Genomic DNA, 21468 nt, shown 5'->3' on the forward strand with positions numbered 1-21468 from the left:
CCGACAACCGGGCCGGGGCTACGCCAGGCCCGCGACGAGTTCCGCGATGTCCTTGCGGCGCCCCGTGTAGAACGGGACCTCCTCGCGGACGTGCATGCGGGCCTCGGAGGCGCGCAGGTGGCGCATGAGGTCGACGATGCGGTACAGCTCGTCGGCCTCGAAGGCCAGGATCCACTCGTAGTCGCCGAGGGAGAACGAGGCGACCGTGTTGGCGCGCACGTCCGGGTAGCCGCGGGCCATCTTGCCGTGGTCGGCGAGCATGCGGCGGCGGTCCTCGTCGGGCAGCAGGTACCAGTCGTAGCTGCGCACGAAGGGGTAGACGCTGACGTAGTTGCGGGGCGTCTCGTCGGCGAGGAAGGCCGGGATGTGCGAGCGGTTGAACTCGGCGGGGCGGTGCAGCGCCATGTTCGACCAGACGGGCTCCAGGGCGCGGCCGAGCCTGGTGCGGCGGAAGAGGTTGTACGCCTCCTGCAGCTGGTCGCTGGTCTCCGCGTGCCACCAGATCATGAGGTCGGCGTCGGCGCGCAGGCCCGACACGTCGTACGTGCCGCGGATCGTCACGTCCTTGGCGGCGAGCTGGTCGAACAGCTCCTGGACCTCGTCGGCGTAGCCCGCGCGGTCCTCGGGCAGCACGTCCTTCAGCTTGAAGACGGACCACAGGGTGTAGCGGATGACCTCGTTGAGGTCCTTGGCCAGCTTGCCCTTGTTCGCGATGCGGTCCGGGGCGGTGGTGGGGGCGTCGTCACTCATGTCGCTATTCTCCCGCTCCGCCGTGCAGACTCTGCACCGGGTGGGCGGTGAGCTCCTCCACACCGCTCAGGTCCCCGCCGATCTGGTCCACGGCGGCGTACGCGCTCGCGATGCAGGCCGGGATGCCGACGCCGTCGTACTGGGCGCCGCAGACGGCGAGGCCCGGCAGCTTGGCGACGTGCTCGCGGATGCGGGCCACGCGCGCGTGGTGGCCGACGGGGTACTGGGGCAGGCCGTCGGTCCAGCGGGTGACGCGGGTTTCGAGGGGCGTGGCGTCCAGTCCGGTGGCCTCGCGCAGGTCGTGACGGGAGACGTCCACCAGGCCGGCGTCCTCGCGCTCAAGGATCTCGGTCTCGCCGTACCGCCCGACGGAGGTGCGCAGGACGACCGTGTCCGGGTTCTCCTCGGCGATCCAGCCCCACTTCTGGGACGCGAAGGTCGACGCCTTGATGGTGCGCCCGTCGACCGGCGGGACGAGGAAGCCGCTGCCCTGGGGGAGGGCGGTGTCGGCACGGCGGTAGGCGAGGGTGACCAGGGCCATGGAGGCGTACTCGACGGCGGCGAGCTCGGTGGCGGCCTCCGGGGCATCCGGGCGCAGGAGGCCGGCGGCCGCGGGGGCGGGGACGGCCACGACGACGGCGTCCGCGTGCAGCACACGGTCTCCGGCGACGACGCGCCAGCCGCCGGAGGTCCCGCGGCGCAGCTCGGTCACCGGCGTCCCGGTCAGGATCTCGCCGCCGCGTGCGCGCACCGAGTCCGCCACCGCGAGGGGCAGGCTGCCGATGCCGCCCCGGATCCCCATGAAGACCGGTCCGGTCTGCTGGGCGGCGGCCATCCTGGCCTGGAGCTCGCGGACGCCCTGAGTGAGCGAGTCGTGCGTCTTGGCGACCTGGTACAGCTGCGGGACCGCCGAGCGCATCGAGATGCGGTACGCGTCGCCCGCGTAGACACCGCCGAGGAGGGGTTCCACCAGGCGGTCGACGACCTCGCGGCCGAGCCGGGCCGCCACGTACTCCCCGACCGCGATGTCGTCGCCGACCTCCGTGCGCGGCAGGTCGGCGTCGCGCTCGATGCGGGCCAGGCCCTCCTCGGACAGGACGCCGGTCAGCGCGGCGGCGGTGCCGGGGACGCCCATGACGTGGCCCTTGGGCATGGGGCGCAGGGCGCCGCGGGTCCAGATCGAGGCCGTCGCCGTGGCCGGCGGCTGGAGCCGGTCGTCGAGGCCGACCTCGCGGGCGAGAGCCACCGCCTCCGGTCTGCGCGCCAGCATCGACTCGGCGCCGAAGTCCACGCGGGCGCCCGCGACCTCGCCGGGCAGCAGCTTGCCGCCGACGCGGTCCGACGCCTCCAGCACGGTCACCCGCGCGCCCCGCCGCAACAACCGGTGGGCGGCGGCCAGTCCGGCGATCCCGGCTCCGACGACGACGACCCGCCCGGTGCCCGTACGACTCTCCACTTCGCGCATGTCCTCAAGCGTCTCAGACCCCTCTGACAACCCGTCGGCGACCTGGTGTCCTTCACGAGTCCCGACCGTGACCGCATCGGGACCGTCCTGGTCCAACGTCCCGGCCCTTCGGGGCGTCGAAGGAGCGTCAGTCACGACGACCCTCGGGGGTACACCCACATGCGCGCACCACGTCCCGTACGACCCGTCCCGGCCCTGGCCGCGCTTCTTCTCGCCGCGGCACTCGCGCTCACCGGATGCAGCGGGAGCAACTCCGACTCCGGTGGCAGCAGCACTGCCGACAAGGCCGCCCGCAGCGACGGGAAGGCCGCCGCGCCGGGTGGCGAGAGGAACGCGAGCGGCGCCGGGGCCACCAAGCGGACGCCGAAGCTCACCGCGAGCAGCATCATCCGCACCGCCTCGCTGACCGTGCAGGTCAAGGACGTACCGAAGGCGCTCGACGAGGCCCGCACGGCCACCGAGAACGCGGGCGGCTATGTCGGCGACGAGACCACCGGCCGGGACGAGAAGGGCCGCGAGCGCACTCGTGTCGTGCTGCGTGTGCCGGTCGGCAAGTACGACGAGGTCCTCGCCGGCCTCCAGGGCGCGGGCAAGCTCCTCGACCGCACCGCGAAGGCCGAGGACGTCACCGACCAGGTCGTCGACGTGGACAGCCGCATCAAGTCGCAGCGGGCGAGCGTCGCCCGGGTCCGGGAGCTGATGGACCGGGCCGGCAAGCTCAGTGACGTGGTGGAGCTGGAGGGCGAGCTGAGCAACCGGGAGGCCGACCTGGAGGCGCTGCTCGCCCAGCAGGCGTCCCTGAAGGACCGCACCAGCCTCGCGACGATCACCCTGTCCCTTTCGGAGACACCGGTGAAGGCTGCCGCGAAGGACGAGAGGCCCGGGTTCCTGGACGCGCTGGCCGGCGGCTGGGGCGCGTTCCTGACGATGCTGCGCTGGCTCGCCGTGGCCTTCGGCGCGGTGCTGCCGTTCGCCGCGGTGGCTGCCCTGATCGCGCTGGTGTGGCTGCGGCTCGTCCGGCCCCGGCTGCCGCACCGCCCGGCCCCCGCGCCCATGACCACCGCACTCGGTCCGCTGCCGACGGCCCGTCCGGCACCGCAGACACCGGACACGCGCGAGAACGACCAGGACTGATCGGCACGAGGCCCGGCCTGAAATGCCGCGCCCCCGTAGCGTGTTCGCATGGACATGAGCGCTACGAGGGAACGACTGGTCGTGATCGGCGGCGACGCCGCGGGGATGTCCGCGGCATCGCAGGCACGCCGCCTGAAGGGCCCCGACGAACTGGAGATCGTGGCGTTCGAGCGCAGCCACTTCACCTCATACTCGGCGTGCGGCATCCCGTACTGGGTGGGCGGCGACGTCGACGAACGGGACCGGCTGATCGCCCGTACGCCCGAGGAGCACCGCGCGCGGGACATCGATCTGCGCATGCGGACGGAGGTCACGGAGATCGACGTGGCGGGCGGCCGGGTACGCGCGCGTGACGTCGATTCCGGCGACGAGTCCTGGACGTCGTACGACAAGCTCGTGATCGCGACCGGTGCCCGCCCGATCCGCCCGGACATGCCCGGCGTCGACGCCCCCGGTGTGCACGGCGTGCAGACACTGGACGACGGCCAGGCGCTCATCGACTCCCTCACGCGCGCGCGTGGCCGTCGCGCGGTGGTCGTCGGGGCGGGCTACATCGGCGTGGAGATGGCGGAGGCTCTCATCAAGCGCGGCTACGAGGTGACCGTCGTCAACCGCGGCAGCGAGCCGATGTCCACGCTCGACCCCGACATGGGCCGCCTGGTGCACGAGGCCATGGAGGGCATGGGCATCACCATGGTCGACGACGCCGAGGTCACCAAGGTGCACACCGGCGAGGACGGCCGGGTGCGGGCGGTGGCCACCGAGGACGCCGAGCACCCGGCGGACGTGGTGATCCTGGGCATCGGCGTACGCCCTCAGACGGCGCTGGCCAAGGCGGCCGGGCTGCCCCTCGGTTCCCATGGGGGCCTGCTCACCGACCTGTCGATGCGGGTGCGCGGGCACGAGAACATCTGGGCCGGCGGCGACTGCGTGGAGGTCCTCGACCTGGTCTCGGGCCAGGAGCGCCACATCGCCCTCGGCACCCACGCCAACAAGCACGGCCAGGTCATCGGCACCAACATCGGCGGCGGTTACGCCACCTTCCCGGGCGTCGTCGGCACCGCGGTGTCGAAGGTCTGCGACCTGGAGATCGCCCGCACGGGCCTCCGGGAGAAGGACGCCCGCCGGGTCGGCCTCCAGTTCGAGACGGTCACCATCGAGTCCACCAGCCGAGCCGGCTACTACCCGAACTCCTCCCCCATGACGGTGAAGATGCTCGCCGAGCGGCGGACCGGCCGCCTGCTCGGCGTCCAGATCGTCGGCAGGGAGGGCGCTGGAAAGCGCGTCGACATCGCAGCGGTGGCCCTGACGGCCGGAATGACGGTGGAACAGATGACAGCCCTGGACCTTGGCTACGCCCCACCGTTCAGCCCGGTCTGGGACCCGGTACTGGTAGCCGCCCGCAAGGCATCACGAGCGGTGGCTCAAGGCTTTTAGGGGCGCGGGGCTGTGTCGATCTGCGGCTCCGCCGCATGGGCGCGACCAGCCACAACAGATCCGCAGCCGGCAATCAACCCGCGCCCCCACGACGAAACCCCTACGCCGAACCATTGATCCGTTCAATAGCCTGACGCGCCTGCTCCGCCGGAGGCCGCGGCGGCAACGACGACACAGACGCCGTTGCCGTCACAGCCGCCGGCTGCTCCCCCGCCGGCTTGGCATGCGCAGCATTCCGTACGGACCGCAGCCGGTGGCTCACCGCCTCGTCCAGCGTCACCGGCCGCTGCATCTGCGAAGCCAGCCGTCCGGCCTCCTGGCCGAGCCGTGCGACGTCCTCCCAGGGCAACCTCACCACCAGGGAGATCTCCGCCTCCCCGTCGGGCGTGGCGTGCATCGGAGGAGTAACTCGGTCGTTCATCGCCTGTTCCTCACGTCGTCCCCGCGACCCGCCTTCCCCGTGCCGCGGGCGGTTGAGGAGACATACGCACGCGCGCGTGACGGCGTTCACCGATTCGGGCGGTCCACCGGGGGCACTAATTCCTTGTGGTCATACCCGTCCATGACGTGAACCCGGTGCGGCGCACCCCCTGGGTGACGTACGCACTGATCGCCGCGAACGTGTACGTCTTCCTGTCCACGCCCGGCATCGCCGGTTCCGTGGCGGGCGACAGCAGCCTGTCCCAGTTGTGCCATCTGCAGGCGTTCCTGGACCACTACGCGGCCGTACCAAGGGAGTTGATCCACCACCAGATGCCCCGGGTGGTCCCCACCGGCGACATAGGAGTGGGCGCGCACGGGGCGGGCTGTGTGGTGGCGCCGCCGAGCTACGACAAGTCGCCGCCCGTGTCGGTCTTCACCGCGATGTTCCTGCACGGCAGCTGGCTGCACCTGCTCGGCAACATGCTCTTCCTGCTGATCTTCGGCAACAACGTCGAGGACCGCATGGGGCACATCAGGTACGCGCTGTTCTACGTCGTCTGCGGTTACGCGGCGTCGTACGGCTTCGCGCTGGCCAACGCCGACTCCTCCGACCCGCTGATCGGTGCGTCGGGAGCCATCGCCGGGGTCCTGGGCGCCTATCTGGTGCTGTATCCGAAGGCCAGGGTCTGGATCCTCGTGCCGTTCCTGCTCTTCCTGCCGTTGAGACTGCCGGCCTGGCTCGTGCTGGGCTTCTGGTTCGTGCTGCAGGCCCTGTACTCGTCCGGCGAGGGCGTCTCCACCGCGGGGACGGTGGCGTACGCGGCGCATGTCGTCGGCTTCCTCGTCGGCATGCTGCTCGCCTGGCCGCTCAAGCCGGGCACGCCCCCGCCGCCGGAACCGCGCGGCCTGGTGTTCGGCAGGAGGGCGCGGCCCCGGCACACGTGGTGAGCCGTCGAGAAGAGCTCTAGCGGGCCGTCTGCGTGTGGACGTACTCCGCGAGCCGGGTCAGTGCGTCCGGGTCGGTGGACGGCATGACGCCGTGGCCGAGGTTGAAGATGTGGCCCTCGAGTCCCGCGGCCGAGTCGAGGACCTCGCGGGTCTTGGCCTCGACGGCCTCCGTGGAGGCGAACAGGACGGTCGGGTCGAGGTTGCCCTGGAGCGCCTTGCCGGGGCCGACCCGGCGGGCCGCCTCGTCGAGCGGTACACGGAAGTCGACGCCCACGACGTCCGCGCCCGCCTCGCCCATCAGCTGCAGCAGTTCGCCCGTGCCGACACCGAAGTGGATGCGCGGCACGCCGTACCCGGCGACCGAGTCGAGGACCTTCGCGGAGGCGGGCAGCACCGAGCGGCGGTAGTCGGCCGGGGCGAGGGCGCCGGCCCAGGAGTCGAAGAGCTGGACGGCCGAGGCACCCGCCTCGATCTGCACCTTCAGGAAGACGGAGGTGATCTCCGCGAGGCGGTCGAGCAGGTCGGCCCAGAGCTCGGGGTCGCCGTACATCATCGCCTTGGCGTTCTCGTACGTGCGCGACGGGCCGCCCTCGACGAGGTAACTCGCAAGGGTGAAAGGCGCCCCGGCGAAACCGATGAGGGGGGTCGCGCCGAGCTCGCGCGTCAGCAGGCCGATCGCCTCGGTGACGTACGAGACGTCCTCGGGGGTGAGGTCGCGCAGCTGGGCCAGGTCGGCGCGGGTGCGGATCGGGTGCGCGACGACCGGGCCGACGCCGGGCTTGATGTCGAGGTCGATGCCGATGGCCTTGAGCGGGACGACGATGTCGCTGAAGTAGATCGCCGCGTCCACGCCGTGCCGGCGCACCGGCTGGAGGGTGATCTCCGTGATGAGTTCGGGGCGGGTGCAGGACTCGAGCATCGGGACGCCCTCGCGCACCTTGCGGTACTCGGGCAGGGAGCGCCCGGCCTGCCGCATGAACCACACGGGCGTGTGCGGCACGGGCTCGCGCCTGCACGCCTTGAGGAAGGCCGATTCGTACGTCGCTGCCTGCTGTGTCCGGGCCTGGCCCGCGGGGCTCTCGTTCGCACTCACGACCGCAAGTCTCGCACGGCGCCGCGGGCGCTACGGCCGGGGTTCATGAGGCACTATCCGGACATGCGGACCCCGCACGGGTGTCCCTCCCTGCGCGAAGCCCCCGTTCCCCTTAATCTTCCCCGCATGGCTGCGGCTCAGGGACGACTGTCGGACGGCGCTGACGGAATGGACGACACCAAGGAGGGGGATCGGAATGGCGGTGGTACGCCTCCTCCGTTGCCCTTTCGGGCTGCCGTCGACGCGCTGAGGACCGCGCGGCTGCGGCCGCAGATCGAGATCGAGCCGGCGCCGGCGCCCAAGCGGCTCGCGCCCTTCGCGTACGCGTTGGAGGCGACCGTCGTCGACGGCGACCAGGACCTGGCCGACGGCCGCCTGGTGCTGCTGTACGACCCGGACGGGCACGACGCCTGGCGGGGCGCCTTCCGGCTGGTCACGCTGGTGCGCGCGGAGCTGGAGCCGGAGATGGCCGCCGACCCGCTGTTGCCGGACGTGTGCTGGTCCTGGCTGACCGGCGCGCTGCAGGCACGCAGTCTGTCGTACGGCGAAGCGAGCGGCACCGTCACCCGGGCGAGCTCGCACTACTTCGGCGGTCTGGCGGAGCGCCCGGCGGCCTCGCAGATCGAGATCCGTGCCTCCTGGACGCCCCGAGAGGGCCTCGGCGGGGTTCCGGACACGGCATCCCACCTGGCCTCCTGGTGCGATCTGCTGGCCCAGGTCGCGGGCCTGCCGCCGGCCGGTCCGGGCGACGCGTCGGTCGTGACGCTGCCGCAGCGGCGGGACCCGCAGGCACGCTGACCGGCACCTCGGTCGTCGCCTTGACCGTCACTTTGTCGATACGGCCACTTTCGGTCACGAACAGGGCCGCGAACGAACTGATTCGTTCATCGCACGATCGATCGCGTGTCCGAATTGCACTAATTGATACTCACTAAATCGTGATCTTTCCCTAAAGGACTTCGGGTTTGGTGCCGAAGACGACTGTGACCTTGAAAGCCGTCCCGCACCCCAGGAGGCCTGGTGTCCGTTCTCCTCGAGCAGCCCGCAAGCCTGGTCGCCTACCGCCCGAACAAGCCGACCGCCATGGTGGTCGTGGCCGATCCCCGCGTCCGCTCCACCGTGACCCGCCATCTGTGGGCGCTCGGTGTGCGTGACGTCATCGAGGCCTCATCCATCGCGGAGGCTCGTCCCCGCATCGGCAACCCCCGCGACATCTGCGTCGCCGACGTCCACCTGCCCGACGGCTCCGGCCTCACCATCCTCTCGGAGACCCGCGCGGCGGGCTGGCCCAACGGCCTCGCCCTGTCGGCCGCCGACGACATCGGTGCCGTGCGCAACGCCCTCGCGGGCGGCGTCAAAGGCTATGTCGTCACCGGCACCCGTACCAACGTCGGGCTCCCCACCCGACCGGGCGCCGCCCCCATCGGATCCGCCGCCGCGCGCATGCACCGCCGCCCCCCGGGTGCCCCGAGTCACCCGGGTGGCTACCGCGAGCTCTCCGGCCGCGAGGTCGAGGTGCTGCGACTGGTCGCTGAGGGCCAGTCGAACAAGGCGATCGGCGTTTCGATGGGCCTGTCCGCGCTGACCGTCAAGAGCCACCTCGCCCGCATCGCCCGCAAGCTCGGCACGGGCGACCGCGCCGGGATGGTGGCGGTGGCCCTGCGGACCGGCATCATCCACTGACCCGTAGGTCTCTGCCCCTCACCTCTCCCCTCCCCCTCTTCCCCCTCCCCTCCCCGCCGCTCTCCCCTGTACATCTCTGCCATTCACGGACGTGAACAGGATCGGCCGCTGATTCTCCGCCCGTGTCCCACCTGTCGTGAACCGGATCTTTCACCGACCTGACTGGTTTACGACCCCCAGGCGCCCGTCGACGGAACGTTACGTCGGCGGGCGCTGTCCATACACAGATACCCTTGACACGTGACCGACGCCCAAGAGACCGCAGCAGACAGCTCACTGCGAACCACCGGAGGCGCCCCTCCGGAAGACGGCGGAACATCTGTTACGGGGGCGCCGAACGCAGAACCGAGCCCGGAGCCGACCCCTTTGCTCGAGCCGCGCGAGGGCATCCCGCCCGTGATCGCCGACGCGGACGCGCTCGCCGAGGTGGTCGCCGCCTTCGCGGCCGGTTCAGGGCCCGTCGCCGTCGACGCCGAGCGCGCGTCCGGCTACCGCTACGGACAGCGCGCTTATCTGGTGCAGCTGCGCCGCGAGGGCGCCGGGACCGCGCTGATCGATCCCGTGGCCTGTCCCGATCTCTCCGGCCTGGGTGAGGCGCTCTCCGGCGTCGAGTGGGTGCTGCACGCGGCCACTCAGGACCTGCCGTGTCTGCGCGAGATAGGCATGGTGCCGACGCGGCTGTTCGACACCGAGCTCGCGGGACGTCTCGCCGGGTTCCCCAGGGTCGGCCTCGGCGCCATGGTCGAGAACGTCCTCGGCTTCGTACTCGAAAAGGGCCACTCCGCCGTCGACTGGTCGACCCGCCCGCTGCCCGATCCGTGGCTGCGGTATGCGGCGCTGGACGTCGAGCTCCTGGTGGATCTGCGCGACGCGCTGGAGAAGGAGCTGGACCGGCAGGGCAAGCTGGAGTGGGCCAGGCAGGAGTTCGACGCGATCGCCTCGGCTCCGCCGCCGGAGCCCCGCAAGGACCCCTGGCGGCGTACGTCCGGGATGCACAAGGTGCGGCGGCGCCGGCAGCTCGCCGTGGTGCGGGAACTGTGGCAGACGCGGGACCGGATCGCCCAGCGGCGGGACGTGTCGCCGGGCAAGGTGCTCGGGGACGCCGCCATCGTGGAGGCGGCGCTCTCCCTTCCGGGCAACGTGCACGCGCTGGCCGCCCTGAACGGGTTCGGGAACCGGATGGGGCGGCGTCAGCTGGAGCAGTGGCAGGCGGCGGTGGATCGCGCCAAGGCCCTGGCGGAGGCGCAGCTGCCGGCGCCGGGGCAGCCGGTGACCGGGCCCCCGCCGCCGCGCGCCTGGGCCGACAAGGACCCGGCCGCCGCGGCCCGTCTGTCGGCGGCCAGGGCGGCGGTGTCCGCACTGGCCGAGCAGCTGAACATGCCCCAGGAGAACCTGATCACGCCGGACACGGTGCGGCGGGTGTGCTGGGAGCCGCCGAAGGTCGTCGACGCGGACTCGGTCGGTGCGGCGCTGGCGGGTTTCGGCGCGCGGGCCTGGCAGGTCGAGCAGGTGACGCCGGTGCTGGTCGCCGCGTTGTCCGCCTAGGAACACCTCACCTGGTCGCCCCCCTCGTGAAGCCGTTGTAGATGTAGCGCTGCAGACACAGGAAGACGATCAGTGTCGGCAGGATGACCAGAATCGCTCCTGCCGAGATCGTTTCCCAGTGCGCGCCGAACGGGCCCTTGAAGCGGAACACGGATGTCGAGATCACGCCAAGATCCTGGGACGGCATTTGAACATCCCGAAGCTGTTGACGATCTGGAAGGTCGCCACCTGGGTGGTGACGCCGGGCACCAGGGCGGCGAGCAGGAAGAGCGCCACCACCAGTTTCTCGAAGCGGAACGTGAACCGGTCGATGGCGTACGCCGTCATCGAGCCGATGAGGACCGTGCCGCCGATGGCGAAGACCAGAGTGAAGGCCGTGTTGCCGAAGGCCGAGAGCATCCGGCCGTCCTGGAACGCCGTCACGTAGTTGTGGAAGTTGAGCGGATCGTCGGGCAGGGGTCGATCCTGGTCGACTTCCGGCTGGACGATCCGCAGGTGGCCGCGGTCGAGCGGCTCGGGATGCCGGTGGTGGCCGTGGGGCACCCCGCGCTGACGGGCGGACTGACGTCCGTGTGGACCGACGACGCGACGGCCGTGACGGAGGCCGTGCGGTATCTCGCGGCGTTGGGGCATCGGCGGATCGCGCGGGTGGGAGGTGCGGCGGCCCTTGGGCACACGGCGACGCGGACTTCCGCCTTCGACGGGGCGGCACGCGTTCTTGAACTGGCGGGGACTGTCTGCGATGAGTCATGACGTGCATGGGTTCGGGGCGGATGTGGCCCGGACCTTGTTCGGGGTGATCACCGGCGAAGGACCGGGATCGCATGCCGTACCCACGCCGGTGCTCACTCCGCGTGGCTCGACGGCACCTCCAGGAGTGTGACGTTCACCGCTCCAGCCGTCAGGGGTGTGCAGGCACGTTACCCGCAAGTAGCATGGGCCTGAGCGCGCGCTCAGCGCTTGCGCTTGCGCCGTGCAGCAGTGCCATCCCGCATCTGGAGGAGAGCCATCGTGCCTCGTACCGTCAGGGACGTCGTCTTCGTCGACGGCGTCCGTACCCCGTTCGGCAAGGCGGGCCCGAAGGGCATCTACCACGAGACCCGTGCCGACGACCTCGTCGTGAAGGCGATCCGGGAGCTGCTGCGCCGCAACCCGGGTCTCGACCCCAAGAAGATCGACGAGGTCGCCATCGCCGCGACCACGCAGATCGGTGACCAGGGGCTCACCCTCGGCCGCACGGCCGGCATCCTCGCCGGGCTGCCGCAGTCGGTCCCGGGCTACTCCATCGACCGCATGTGCGCCGGCGCCCTGACGGCCGTGACGACCACCGCCGGTTCGATCGCCTTCGGTGCGTACGACGCCGTCATCGCCGGTGGCGTCGAGCACATGGGCCGCCACCCGATGGGCGAGGGCGTGGACCCGAACCCGCGCTTCGTCAGCGAGAAGCTGGTCGACGAGTCCGCGCTGTTCATGGGCATGACCGCGGAGAACCTGCACGACCGCTACCCGACGATCACCAAGCAGCGCGCCGACGAGTACGCCGTGCGCTCGCAGGAGAAGGCCGCCAAGGCGTACGCCAACGGCAAGATCCAGCAGGACCTGGTGCCGATCTCGGTGCGCCGCACCAACGCCGAGGCCGGTGAGACGGGCTGGGGCCTGGTCACCGCCGACGAGCCGATGCGCCCGGGCACCACCCTGGAGAACCTGCAGGGCCTGAAGACGCCGTTCCGTGTGCACGGCCGCGTCACCGCCGGCAACGCCGCCGGTCTGAACGACGGTGCGACCGCCTCGATCATCGCCTCCGAGGACTTCGCCCGCGAGAACAACCTGCCGGTCAAGATGCGCCTGGTCTCGTACGCCTTCGCGGGCGTCGAGCCCGAGGTCATGGGCTACGGCCCGATCCCGGCGACCGAGAAGGCCCTCGCCAAGGCGGGCCTGTCGATCGAGGACATCAACCTCTTCGAGATCAACGAGGCCTTCGCCGTCCAGGTGCTCGCCTTCCTGGAGCACTACGGCATCGCCGACGACGACGCCCGAGTGAACCAGTACGGCGGCGCGATCGCGTACGGCCACCCGCTGGCCTCCTCCGGCGTCCGTCTGATGACGCAGCTGGCCCGCCAGTTCGAGGAGCAGCCGGAGGTCCGCTACGGCCTCACCACCATGTGTGTCGGCTTCGGCATGGGCGCCACGGTGATCTGGGAGAACCCGAACCACAAGGACGCCGGAGGCAACAAGTGAGCACCACCGAACTCCTGAAGGGCGCGGCCGAGCTGTTCCCCGACGAGGTCGTGACGTCCGCGCACGTACGCCACCTCGACCTGCCGTTCGGCGCCGGGCGCTTCGCCCTGATCACGCTGGACAACGGCTTCGACCACACCAAGCCGACCACCTTCGGCCCGGCCTCGCTGGCGAACCTGAACACCGCCATCGACCAGGTCGAGAAGGAGGCCTCGGCCGGCGAGATCGTCGGTGTCGGTATCACCGGCAAGCCGTTCATCTTCGCGGTCGGCGCCGACCTCAAGGGCGTCGAGCTCCTCAAGGAGCACAAGGACGCGCTGGCCATCGGCAAGGGCGGCCACGAGGTCTTCAAGCGCCTGTCGGGCCTCGCGGTGCCGACCTTCGCGTACTACAACGGCGCCGCGATGGGCGGTGGCGTCGAGGTCGGTCTGCACTGCAAGTACCGGACCGTCTCGAAGGCGCTCCCCGCCTTCTCCCTCCCCGAGGTCTTCCTTGGTCTGGTCCCCGGCTGGGGCGGCTGCACGATCCTGCCGAACCTGATCGGCGCCGACAAGGCCGTCTCGGTGATCATCGAGAACAGCCTCAACCAGAACAAGCAGCTCAAGGGCCAGCAGGTCTTCGACCTCGGTATCGCGGACGCGATCTTCGAGGGTGCGGACTTCCTGGAGCAGTCGCTGATCTGGACCGCTCAGGTGCTGAAGGGCGACGTCGAGGTCGAGCGTCCCGTGATCGACCGCGGTGAGGCCTGGGACCAGGCCGTCGCCAAGGGCCGTTTCATCGCCGACTCCAAGGTGCACGGCGCCGCTCCGGCCGCCTACCGCGCCCTGGACATCATCGCCGCCGCCAAGAACGGCGACCTGCAGCAGGGCTATGACGCCGAGGACAAGGCCCTCGCCGACCTGATCATGGGTGGCGAACTGCGCGCCGGCATCTACGCCTTCAACCTGGTGCAGAAGCGCGGCAAGCGTCCCGCCGGAGCGCCGGACAAGTCGCTCGCGCGTCCGGTCACCAAGGTCGGTGTCGTCGGCGCGGGCCTGATGGCCTCGCAGCTCGCCCTGCTCTTCCTGCGCCGCCTGGAGGTGCCGGTCGTGCTGACCGACATCGACCAGGAGCGCGTCGACAAGGGTGTGGGCTACGTCCACGCCGAGATCGACAAGCTGCTCGGCAAGGGCCGGATCAACCAGGACAAGGCCAACCGCCTCAAGGCCCTGGTCACCGGTGTGCTGGACAAGGCCGAGGGCTTCTCCGACGCCGACTTCATCATCGAGGCCGTCTTCGAGGAGATCGGCGTCAAGCAGCAGGTGTTCGCGGAGGTCGAGGCGGTCGCGCCGGCGCACGCGATCCTCGCCACCAACACCTCCTCGCTGTCCGTCTCCGAGATGGCGTCGAAGCTGAAGAACCCCGAGCGGGTCGTGGGCTTCCACTTCTTCAACCCGGTCGCGATCCTCCCGCTCCTGGAGATCGTCCGCGGCGAGCAGACCGACGACGCCTCGCTGGCGACCGCCTTCGCGGTGGCCAAGAAGCTGAAGAAGACCGCGGTGCTGGTGAAGGACGCCCCGGCGTTCGTCGTGAACCGCATCCTCACCCGCTTCATGGGCGAGATCCAGAACGTCATCGACGAGGGCACCCCGGTCGAGGTCGCCGAGAAGGCCGTCGAGCCGCTCGGTCTGCCGATGTCCCCGCTGGTGCTCCTGGAGCTGGTGGGCCCCGCGATCGGTCTGCATGTCTCGGAGACCCTCAACCGGGCCTTCCCGGACCGCTTCACGGTCTCCCCGAACCTCGCGGCCGTCGTCAAGGCGGGCAAGCGCGGCTTCTACGTCTACGACTCCGGCAAGCCGGAGCTGGACCCGGAGGTCGCCGCGCTGCTGAAGCAGGGCGATGTCGTCCTGACCGAGGAGCAGGTCCGTGACCGTGTCCTGGACGCCGTCGCCCAGGAGATCGGGCTCATGCTCGACGAGGGCGTCGTCGCCGAGGCCCAGGACATCGACCTCTGCCTGATCACGGGCGCCGGCTGGCCCTTCCACCTGGGCGGCATCACGCCGTACCTGGACCGCGAGGGTGTCTCCGAGCGCGTGAACGGCAAGAAGTTCCTGGCTCCGGGCCTCGCAAGCGTCCCCGCGTAGCGCTCCGCTTCGTACGCCGGTGCCCTGCATGCCGACCTTGGTGTGCAGGGCACCGGCGTTTCGTGCGCCCCAACCGGGGGTTCCGCTCCCGGGCCCCCGGTGCCGGCCTGAACGGCCTGGTCCTCGACCGCCGGACGGGCTGAGGTGGCCGGCAGCGGCGCTCCAAAGCCGCCGGACGGGCTGGAAGTCACTGGGAGCGGCGTTCAGGAACCACCGGGCGGGCTGGAGTTACCGGCACGGGCGTTCAGAACTCGCCGGACGGCATGCAAATGCCCGGGCCTGCGCTCAGAAAACCGCGAGCGCCTTCAAACTGCCGACCTGCCCGGCGCCCCGCAAGGGGCGCGGGGCCGTATCCATACGTGGCTCCGCCGCGTGGGCGCGAGCAACCATCCCCCGGCCCCCGGCCGCCGCCGTACAAGCCCAACGCCCCGCCCCTCGGGCGCCTCAGACCTCCCGCCAGGCCTCCAGCGCCAGCCCCGTCTCCTCCTTGCGGCGGGTGAGCAGCAACCGTCCGGTGGACGGGGACAACGTTGCTGCCACCACGCGGCCGTCCTCGTCCACCGCGAGGGACACCGTGGCGTCCGAGGGCAGGGCCGGGCCCGACTCGGTCCACCAGGCGCCGGCCGACTCCTGCTCCGTCGGGTACGCGGCGAAGGCGACCCGGCCGCTCGCCGAGCGCTGTGCGAGCAAGGTGCAGTCGTGGCCGTCGAGTTCGCAGCGCACCGCGGAGACGGGGCCGGGTCCCGCGGAGGGCAGCAGGGTGACGGGCTTGGCGCCGGGGCGCCAGGCGCACAGGTCGCCCGGCTCGTCGGTGTAGAAGAGGGTCGTACCGTCCGGAGACGTGGCCAGCGCGCGCAGGGTGTCCGGGCGGACCTGAGCCTCCAGCGCCTCCTCCAGGGACGGCTGGGCGCCCGCCTCCTCCTGCCGCCAGTGCAGGATGCCGCCGGGGACGGCCGCGTACACCTCGACGCGCCCCGACTCCCCCGTCACCGCCGCCAACTCCCCCTGTACATCACGCCCCTTGAGGTCCTGCCAAGGCTCCCAGCCGCCCTTCTCCTTCTGCGCGACCATGCTCACCCCGCCACCGTTGTTGCGGACGAAGACATGGGCGCGTCCCTCGGCGTCGACGGCGACGGCGGGCGGGCCGGTACGGGATCCCTTCCTGTCCGGGTGCCCGAGCGGAGCCCAGTCGAGGGCGGCGAGCCGGGGCCGGAAGTGGGTGGAGTGCACGAGGCCCGCCTCGCCGGACACGGTGGGCCGCCAGGAGACCAGATGGGCGTACGAGTCGCTGCCCTGTCCGACCGCGGGCGACGGGTGCAGCTGCTGCTCCCCGCCGACCCGGTGCGGGGCCGTCCACGGGCCGCCTGGTGAGCGCTCCGCCCGGCACAGCAGGGCGTCGTCGGTGGGGAGGTAGACACTGAGCCGGCCGTCACGGCCGCGTAGGAGCCAGTCGCCGTTCACCGCTTCACTCTAGGCCGGGCGACACACGGGACGCGGCCCGGCCCCTGCGTCCTCGTACGTGCGGCCGGGCGCCGAGGGGGCAGGCTGTTCCTGAGCAACCACAGCAACAGTGAGAAGGAAGCCGATCTCATGACCGACAAGCGCACCGTGAGCATCCTCGGCACCGGCATCATGGGCGCCGCCATGGCCCGCAACCTCGCCCGCGCCGGCCACTTCGTCCGCGCCTGGAACCGCACCCGCGCCAAGGCCGAGCCGCTGGCCGCCGACGGGGCGCACATCGCCGACACGCCCGCCGAGGCCGTCCAGGGCGCCGATGTCGTCCTGACCATGCTCTACGACGGTCCGACCACCCTGGACGTCATGCGCCAGGCGGCCCCCGCGCTGCGCCCCGGCGCCGCCTGGGTGCAGTCGACCACGGCCGGCATCGAGGCGGTCACCGCACTGGCCGCGTTCGCCGCCGAGCACGGCCTCGTCTTCTACGACGCCCCGGTGCTCGGCACCCGGCAGCCGGCGGAGGCCGGGCAGCTGACCGTGCTGGCCGCCGGGCCCCTCGAGGGCCGGGCGGCGGTGGAGCCGGTGTTCGACGCGGTCGGCGCCCGCACGCTGTGGACCGGGGACGACGGCACGGCCGGCAGCGCGACCCGGCTGAAGCTGGTCGCCAACAGCTGGGTCCTCGCGGCGACCGCGGCGACCGGTGAGGTGCTCGCCCTCTCCCAGGCCCTGGACGTCGACCCGCAGAACTTCTTCGACCTGATCGCGGGCGGCCCGCTCGACATGGGCTATCTCAAGGCCAAGGCCGGCCTGGTCCTGAACGACCAGCTGTCTCCGGCCCAGTTCGCGGTGGCCACGGCCGCCAAGGACGCCCGTCTCATCGTCGAGGCCGGGCGGGAGAACGGCGTCCGTCTGGATGTCGCCGCCGCGACCGCCGAACGCATGGAGCGGGCCGCCGCGCAGGGCCACGGCGAGGAGGACATGGCCGCCGCGTACTTCGCCAGCTTCGACGAGAAGCCGGTGGACTGAGCGGCCGGCGGCGGCCGCTGTGCGAACCTTGCCGCATGAGTGAGAGCGACCCCCTGCTCGTGATCGTGGATGCCGCGAACGTCGTCGGGTCGGTGCCCGACGGCTGGTGGCGTGACCGGCGGGGGGCCGCGGAACGCCTCCGCGACCGGCTCGCGGCCGACGGCCTTCCCGGCCACCTGGGTCCCGTGGAGATCGTCCTCGTGGTGGAGGGCGCGGCGCGCGGGGTGGAGACGGTGCCCGGCGTCCGGGTGGAGTCGGCGCCGGGCAGCGGGGACGACCACATGGTCGACCTGGTCGCCGGGGCGGGGGAACGCCCGGTCCTGGTGGTGACCGCGGACCGGGAACTGCGGCGCAGGGTGCGGGATTTGGGGGCGGAGGTATCGGGACCCCGTACCGTCAGGCCTGTGTGACGACGGAACTGCCCCGCCCCGGCGGCCTCAGGACCTCGCCGCCCCCGTCTGCTCGCCCCGCGCCAAACGGCTGTGGGAGCGGCCGTAGAGGAAGTACACGACGAAGCCGATCACCATCCAGATGGCGAACCGGAGCCAGGTCTCGGCCGGCAGGTTCAGCATCAGCCACAGCGAGGCGCACACCGACAGGACGGGGATGACCGGGACCCACGGGGTGCGGAAGGCGCGGTGCAGGTCGGGGCGGGTGTTGCGGAGGATGATCACGCCGATCGCGACGACGACGAAGGCGAAGAGCGTGCCGATGTTCACCAGTTCCGCCAGTTCGCTGAGGCTGGTGAAGCCGGCGACGATCGCGATGATCACGCCGAGCAGGATGGTCGGCCGGTGCGGGGTCCTGAACCGCGGGTGGACGTGCGAGAAGAAGGTCGGCAGCAGTCCGTCGCGGCTCATCGCGAAGAAGACCCGGGTCTGACCGAGCAGCAGGATCATGCAGACGGTGGTCAGGCCGACGGCGGCACCGAAGCTGATGAAGCCCGCGAACCAGGGGTGCCCGGTGGCCTTGAAGGCGTCGGCGAGCGGGGCGCTCACGGACAGCTTGGTGTAGTGCTCCATCCCGGTGACGACGATCGACACGGCGACATACAGCACCGTGCAGATGACGAGCGAGCCGAGGATGCCGCGCGGCATGTCCCGCTGCGGGTTCCTGGTCTCCTCGGCGGCCGTGGCGACGACGTCGAAGCCGATGAACGCGAAGAAGACGACGGACGCGGCGGTGAAGATGCCCATCACGCCGAAGTTGGAGGGCGCCCAGCCGAACATCAGCTGGATGAGCGGGGCCTTGAGGCTGCCGCCCGCCTCCACGGTCTGCGACTTCGGGATGAACGGCTTGTAGTTGTCGCCCTTGACGAAGAACAGGCCCGCGACGATCACGGTCAGGACGACGGTCACCTTGATGGCGACGACGACGGACGTGACCCGCGCGGAGAGCTTCGTGCCGACCACGAGGATCGCGGTCAGCACCAGGACCAGGGCGGCGGCGAGGATGTCGAAGCCGAAGCCGTGCGCCCCCTCCCTGCCGCTCAGCCTCTCGGGCAGATGCAAGCCGGCGTTGTCGAGGAGCGAGGCGATGTACCCGGACCAGCCGACGGCCACCACCGCCGTACCGAGCGCGAACTCCAGGACCAGGTCCCAGCCGATGATCCAGGCGGGCAGTTCGCCCAGGGAGGCGTACGAGAAGGTGTACGCCGAGCCGGCCACCGGGACCGTGGAGGCGAACTCGGCGTAGCAGAGCGCGGCGAGGCCGCAGGCGACGCCGGCCGCGACGAAGGCCAGGGCGACGGCCGGGCCGGCGTTGTTCTTGGCCACCGTGCCGGTGAGGACGAAGATGCCGGTGCCGATGATGACGCCGACGCCGAAGACCGTCAGATCGAGCGCGGAGAGGGATTTCCTGAGCGCGTGCTCGGGTTCCTCGGTATCCAGGATGGACTGCTCGACCTTCTTCGTCCGGAAGAGGGTGCTGCTCACGGGCTGACCTCCCACGCTTCGTCGTCCTCGACATGATCGAGAGGGGGCGTAGTGCGTATGCCCCGACGCGGGCGGATTCACGCGGATGGGCCGCTTCCACCACCCCTGGTGGCGGTGGAAGCGGCCCATCCGGTCGGGTCGTGCGGGTCAGTCGCGCGCGGGCTCCACCGAGTCGACCTCGGCCGCCTCACGGTCGAAGCGGCCGTCGAGCTTGGAGACCAGGCCGGTGACCTGGCGGGCGATGTCGGGGGCGGTGAGCCCGATCTCCGTCATGACCTCGGCGCGGGAGGCGTGGTCGAGGAAGCGCGGCGGGATGCCGAAGTCGCGCAGCGGTACGTCGACGCCCGCGTCGCGCAGGGCCTGCGCGATCGACGAACCGACACCACCGACACGGGAGTTGTCCTCGACGGTGACGACCACGCGGTGCCGCTCCGCGAGGGGCGCCATGGCCTCGTCGACGGGCTTGACCCAGCGCGGGTCGACGACGGTGGTGGAGATGCCCTGCTTGTCGAGCAGGGAGGCGATCTCCAGGCACATCGGAGCCAGGGCGCCCACGGAGACGAGCAGCACGTCCGGGGTGTCCGTGCCGGGCTCGCGCAGGACGTCCATGCCGCCCACCCGGCCCACGGCGGCTACGGCGGGGCCGACAGCGCCCTTGGAGAAGCGCACCACGGTCGGCGCGTCCTTGACCTCGACGGCCTCCCGCAGCTGGGCGCGCACCTGGTCGGCGTCGCGCGGCGCGGCGAGCCTGAGCCCCGGCACGACCTGCAGGATCGACATGTCCCACATGCCGTTGTGGGAGGGCCCGTCGGTGCCGGTGATGCCGGCCCGGTCCAGGACGAAGGTGACCCCGCACTTGTGCAGCGCGACGTCCATCAGGACCTGGTCGAAGGCCCGGTTGAGGAAGGTGGCGTAGACGGCGAAGACGGGATGCAGTCCGCCGGTGGCGAGGCCCGCCGCGGAGACGGCGGCGTGCTGCTCGGCGATGCCGACGTCGTAGATCCGGTTCGGGAAGGCGTCCGCGAACTTCTTCAGGCCGACCGGCTGCAGCATCGCCGCGGTGATGGCGACGATGTCCCCCCGCTCCCGGCCGAGCCGGACCATCTCGTCGCCGAAGACGGACGTCCAGTCGGCACCGGAGGCCTTGATGGGCAGGCCGGTGTCGGGGTGGATCGGACCGATGCCGTGGAAGCGGTCCGCCTCGTCCTGGAGGGCCGGCTGGTAGCCGCGGCCCTTCTCGGTGAGGCAGTGCACGATCACCGGGCCGCCGAACCGCTTGGCCCGCGCGAGGGCGGACTCCAGGGCCTCGATGTCGTGACCGTCGATGGGACCGACGTACTTCAGGCCGAGGTCCTCGAACATGCCCTGCGGTGCGATGAAGTCCTTGAGGCCCTTCTTCGCGCCGTGCAGCGTCTCGTAGAGCGGCTTGCCGACGACGGGCGTGCGCTCCAGCAGGTCCTTGCCGCGGGCCAGGAACCGCTCGTACCCGTCCGTCGTACGAAGAGTCGCCAGGTGGTTCGCGAGGCCGCCGATGGTCGGGGCGTACGAGCGCTCGTTGTCGTTGACGACGATGACGAGCGGGCGGTCCTTGGCGTCGGCGATGTTGTTGAGGGCCTCCCAGGCCATGCCGCCGGTCAGGGCGCCGTCACCGATCACGGCGACCACGTGGTCGTCGCGCTCCAGGATCTGGTTGGCCTTGGCCAGGCCGTCGGCCCAGCCGAGCACCGTGGAGGCATGGCTGTTCTCGATGACGTCGTGCTCGGACTCGGCCTGCGAGGGGTAGCCGGACAGGCCGCCCTTCTGCTTCAGCTTCGCGAAGTCCTGGCGGCCGGTGAGCAGTTTGTGCACATAGGACTGGTGGCCCGTGTCCCACAGCACCTTGTCCTTCGGGGAGTCGAAGACGCGGTGCAGGGCGATGGTGAGCTCGACGACGCCCAGGTTGGGGCCGAGGTGGCCGCCGGTCTTGGAGACGGCGTCGACGAGGAAGGTCCGGATCTCCTCTGCCAGCTGGTCCAGCTGCTCCAGGCTGAGCCGGTCCAGATCGCGCGGTCCCCTGATGCGGGTCAGCAGCGGCACCCGTGCCTCCTTGCAGTAGAGCTGTTGCCGGGCTCGTCGAGTCTAATGTTCCGCCCGTACGCCCGACGCCCGGGCAGTGCGTGATAGGTCACGCGATCGGCTGTACCCAAGACCGGCCTTGCCTATGACATGACTGTG

At 71.0% G+C, this 21468-nt stretch carries 17 protein-coding genes and 2 pseudogenes; 11 read left to right on the top strand and 8 right to left on the bottom strand.

What is annotated here, in order from left to right; translation table 11 throughout:
- Window positions 1–18: 18 nt before the first annotated feature.
- Window positions 19–750 carry a hydrogen peroxide-dependent heme synthase gene (hemQ, locus tag ACWCRD_RS26880; RefSeq protein ID WP_365832890.1) on the bottom strand — a complete coding sequence of 244 codons (732 nt, stop codon included), beginning with the start codon at window positions 748–750 and terminating at the stop codon, window positions 19–21.
- 4 nt (window positions 751–754) lie between these two features.
- The gene (hemG, locus tag ACWCRD_RS26885; RefSeq protein ID WP_450968340.1) at window positions 755–2245 is read right to left on the bottom strand and encodes a protoporphyrinogen oxidase; all 1491 of its coding nucleotides are present in this window, start codon (window positions 2243–2245) and stop codon (window positions 755–757) included.
- A 129-nt stretch (window positions 2246–2374) separates the two neighbouring features.
- Between hemG and ACWCRD_RS26890 the strand changes: the two genes are divergently transcribed.
- Both ACWCRD_RS26890 and ACWCRD_RS26895 read left to right on the top strand, forming a co-directional pair.
- Window positions 2375–3349 carry a DUF4349 domain-containing protein gene (locus ACWCRD_RS26890; RefSeq protein WP_450968341.1) on the top strand — a complete coding sequence of 325 codons (975 nt, stop codon included), beginning with the start codon at window positions 2375–2377 and terminating at the stop codon, window positions 3347–3349.
- Window positions 3350–3397: 48 nt separating this feature from the next.
- Window positions 3398–4786: an FAD-dependent oxidoreductase gene (locus ACWCRD_RS26895; protein ID WP_450968342.1), complete on the top strand. Its 1389-nt coding sequence runs from the start codon at window positions 3398–3400 to the stop codon at window positions 4784–4786.
- A gap of 100 nt (window positions 4787–4886) precedes the next feature.
- On the opposite strand, the gene ACWCRD_RS26900 is transcribed toward ACWCRD_RS26895, so the two are convergent.
- On the bottom strand, window positions 4887–5207 hold the full coding sequence (locus ACWCRD_RS26900) for a hypothetical protein (RefSeq protein ID WP_450968343.1): 321 nt from the start codon (window positions 5205–5207) through the stop codon (window positions 4887–4889).
- A gap of 125 nt (window positions 5208–5332) precedes the next feature.
- Here ACWCRD_RS26900 and ACWCRD_RS26905 point away from each other — a divergent pair, with 125 nt between their 5' ends.
- Window positions 5333–6157 carry a rhomboid family intramembrane serine protease gene (locus tag ACWCRD_RS26905; RefSeq protein ID WP_450968344.1) on the top strand — a complete coding sequence of 275 codons (825 nt, stop codon included), beginning with the start codon at window positions 5333–5335 and terminating at the stop codon, window positions 6155–6157.
- Between the two features lie 16 nt (window positions 6158–6173).
- Here ACWCRD_RS26905 and hemE read toward each other — a convergent pair whose 3' ends face one another.
- The gene (hemE, locus tag ACWCRD_RS26910; protein ID WP_450968345.1) at window positions 6174–7250 is read right to left on the bottom strand and encodes a uroporphyrinogen decarboxylase; all 1077 of its coding nucleotides are present in this window, start codon (window positions 7248–7250) and stop codon (window positions 6174–6176) included.
- A 168-nt stretch (window positions 7251–7418) separates the two neighbouring features.
- Between hemE and ACWCRD_RS26915 the strand changes: the two genes are divergently transcribed.
- The 3 genes from ACWCRD_RS26915 to ACWCRD_RS26925 all read left to right on the top strand — a co-directional run bounded on the left by ACWCRD_RS26915 (window position 7419) and on the right by ACWCRD_RS26925 (window position 10478).
- The gene (locus ACWCRD_RS26915) at window positions 7419–8048 is read left to right on the top strand and encodes a DUF3000 domain-containing protein (protein ID WP_390696428.1); all 630 of its coding nucleotides are present in this window, start codon (window positions 7419–7421) and stop codon (window positions 8046–8048) included.
- A 222-nt stretch (window positions 8049–8270) separates the two neighbouring features.
- A complete protein-coding gene (locus ACWCRD_RS26920; protein ID WP_030939825.1) occupies window positions 8271–8933 on the top strand; it encodes a response regulator transcription factor in 663 nt (220 codons plus the stop codon).
- 240 nt (window positions 8934–9173) lie between these two features.
- On the top strand, window positions 9174–10478 hold the full coding sequence (locus ACWCRD_RS26925) for an HRDC domain-containing protein (protein WP_450968346.1): 1305 nt from the start codon (window positions 9174–9176) through the stop codon (window positions 10476–10478).
- A 7-nt stretch (window positions 10479–10485) separates the two neighbouring features.
- Here the strand turns inward: ACWCRD_RS26925 and ACWCRD_RS26930 are convergent.
- A pseudogene (locus tag ACWCRD_RS26930) lies at window positions 10486–10934 on the bottom strand (hypothetical protein); the annotation flags it as partial.
- On the opposite strand from ACWCRD_RS26930, the pseudogene ACWCRD_RS26935 reads away from it, so the two are divergent.
- The 3 genes and pseudogenes from ACWCRD_RS26935 to ACWCRD_RS26945 all read left to right on the top strand — a co-directional run.
- Window positions 10935–11361: pseudogene (locus ACWCRD_RS26935) on the top strand (LacI family transcriptional regulator); the annotation flags it as partial.
- Window positions 11362–11489: 128 nt separating this feature from the next.
- Window positions 11490–12716 carry a thiolase family protein gene (locus tag ACWCRD_RS26940; RefSeq protein ID WP_344401850.1) on the top strand — a complete coding sequence of 409 codons (1227 nt, stop codon included), beginning with the start codon at window positions 11490–11492 and terminating at the stop codon, window positions 12714–12716.
- Window positions 12713–14839, top strand: a complete 2127-nt coding sequence (locus tag ACWCRD_RS26945) for a 3-hydroxyacyl-CoA dehydrogenase NAD-binding domain-containing protein (RefSeq protein ID WP_450968347.1) — start codon at window positions 12713–12715, stop codon at window positions 14837–14839. Before ACWCRD_RS26940 ends, ACWCRD_RS26945 begins: the two co-directional genes overlap by 4 nt.
- A 444-nt stretch (window positions 14840–15283) precedes the next feature.
- Here ACWCRD_RS26945 and ACWCRD_RS26950 read toward each other — a convergent pair whose 3' ends face one another.
- Window positions 15284–16300 (bottom strand): hypothetical protein, encoded by a 1017-nt coding sequence (locus ACWCRD_RS26950; protein WP_450968348.1) that lies wholly within the window; start codon window positions 16298–16300, stop codon window positions 15284–15286.
- 129 nt (window positions 16301–16429) lie between these two features.
- On the opposite strand from ACWCRD_RS26950, the gene ACWCRD_RS26955 reads away from it, so the two are divergent.
- Together ACWCRD_RS26955 and ACWCRD_RS26960 are read left to right on the top strand one after the other, a co-directional pair.
- Complete coding sequence (locus ACWCRD_RS26955; RefSeq protein ID WP_450968349.1) at window positions 16430–17320, top strand: NAD(P)-dependent oxidoreductase; 891 nt, start codon at window positions 16430–16432, stop codon at window positions 17318–17320.
- A gap of 35 nt (window positions 17321–17355) precedes the next feature.
- Complete coding sequence (locus tag ACWCRD_RS26960; protein WP_450968350.1) at window positions 17356–17730, top strand: NTP pyrophosphohydrolase; 375 nt, start codon at window positions 17356–17358, stop codon at window positions 17728–17730.
- A 27-nt stretch (window positions 17731–17757) separates the two neighbouring features.
- Here ACWCRD_RS26960 and ACWCRD_RS26965 read toward each other — a convergent pair whose 3' ends face one another.
- Complete coding sequence (locus ACWCRD_RS26965; protein WP_450968351.1) at window positions 17758–19254, bottom strand: amino acid permease; 1497 nt, start codon at window positions 19252–19254, stop codon at window positions 17758–17760.
- 147 nt (window positions 19255–19401) lie between these two features.
- Complete coding sequence (dxs, locus tag ACWCRD_RS26970) at window positions 19402–21330, bottom strand: 1-deoxy-D-xylulose-5-phosphate synthase (RefSeq protein ID WP_450968352.1); 1929 nt, start codon at window positions 21328–21330, stop codon at window positions 19402–19404.
- Between the last annotated feature and the right edge of the window lie 138 nt (window positions 21331–21468).

The sequence above is a fragment of the Streptomyces sp. NPDC002092 genome (genome assembly GCF_053593775.1).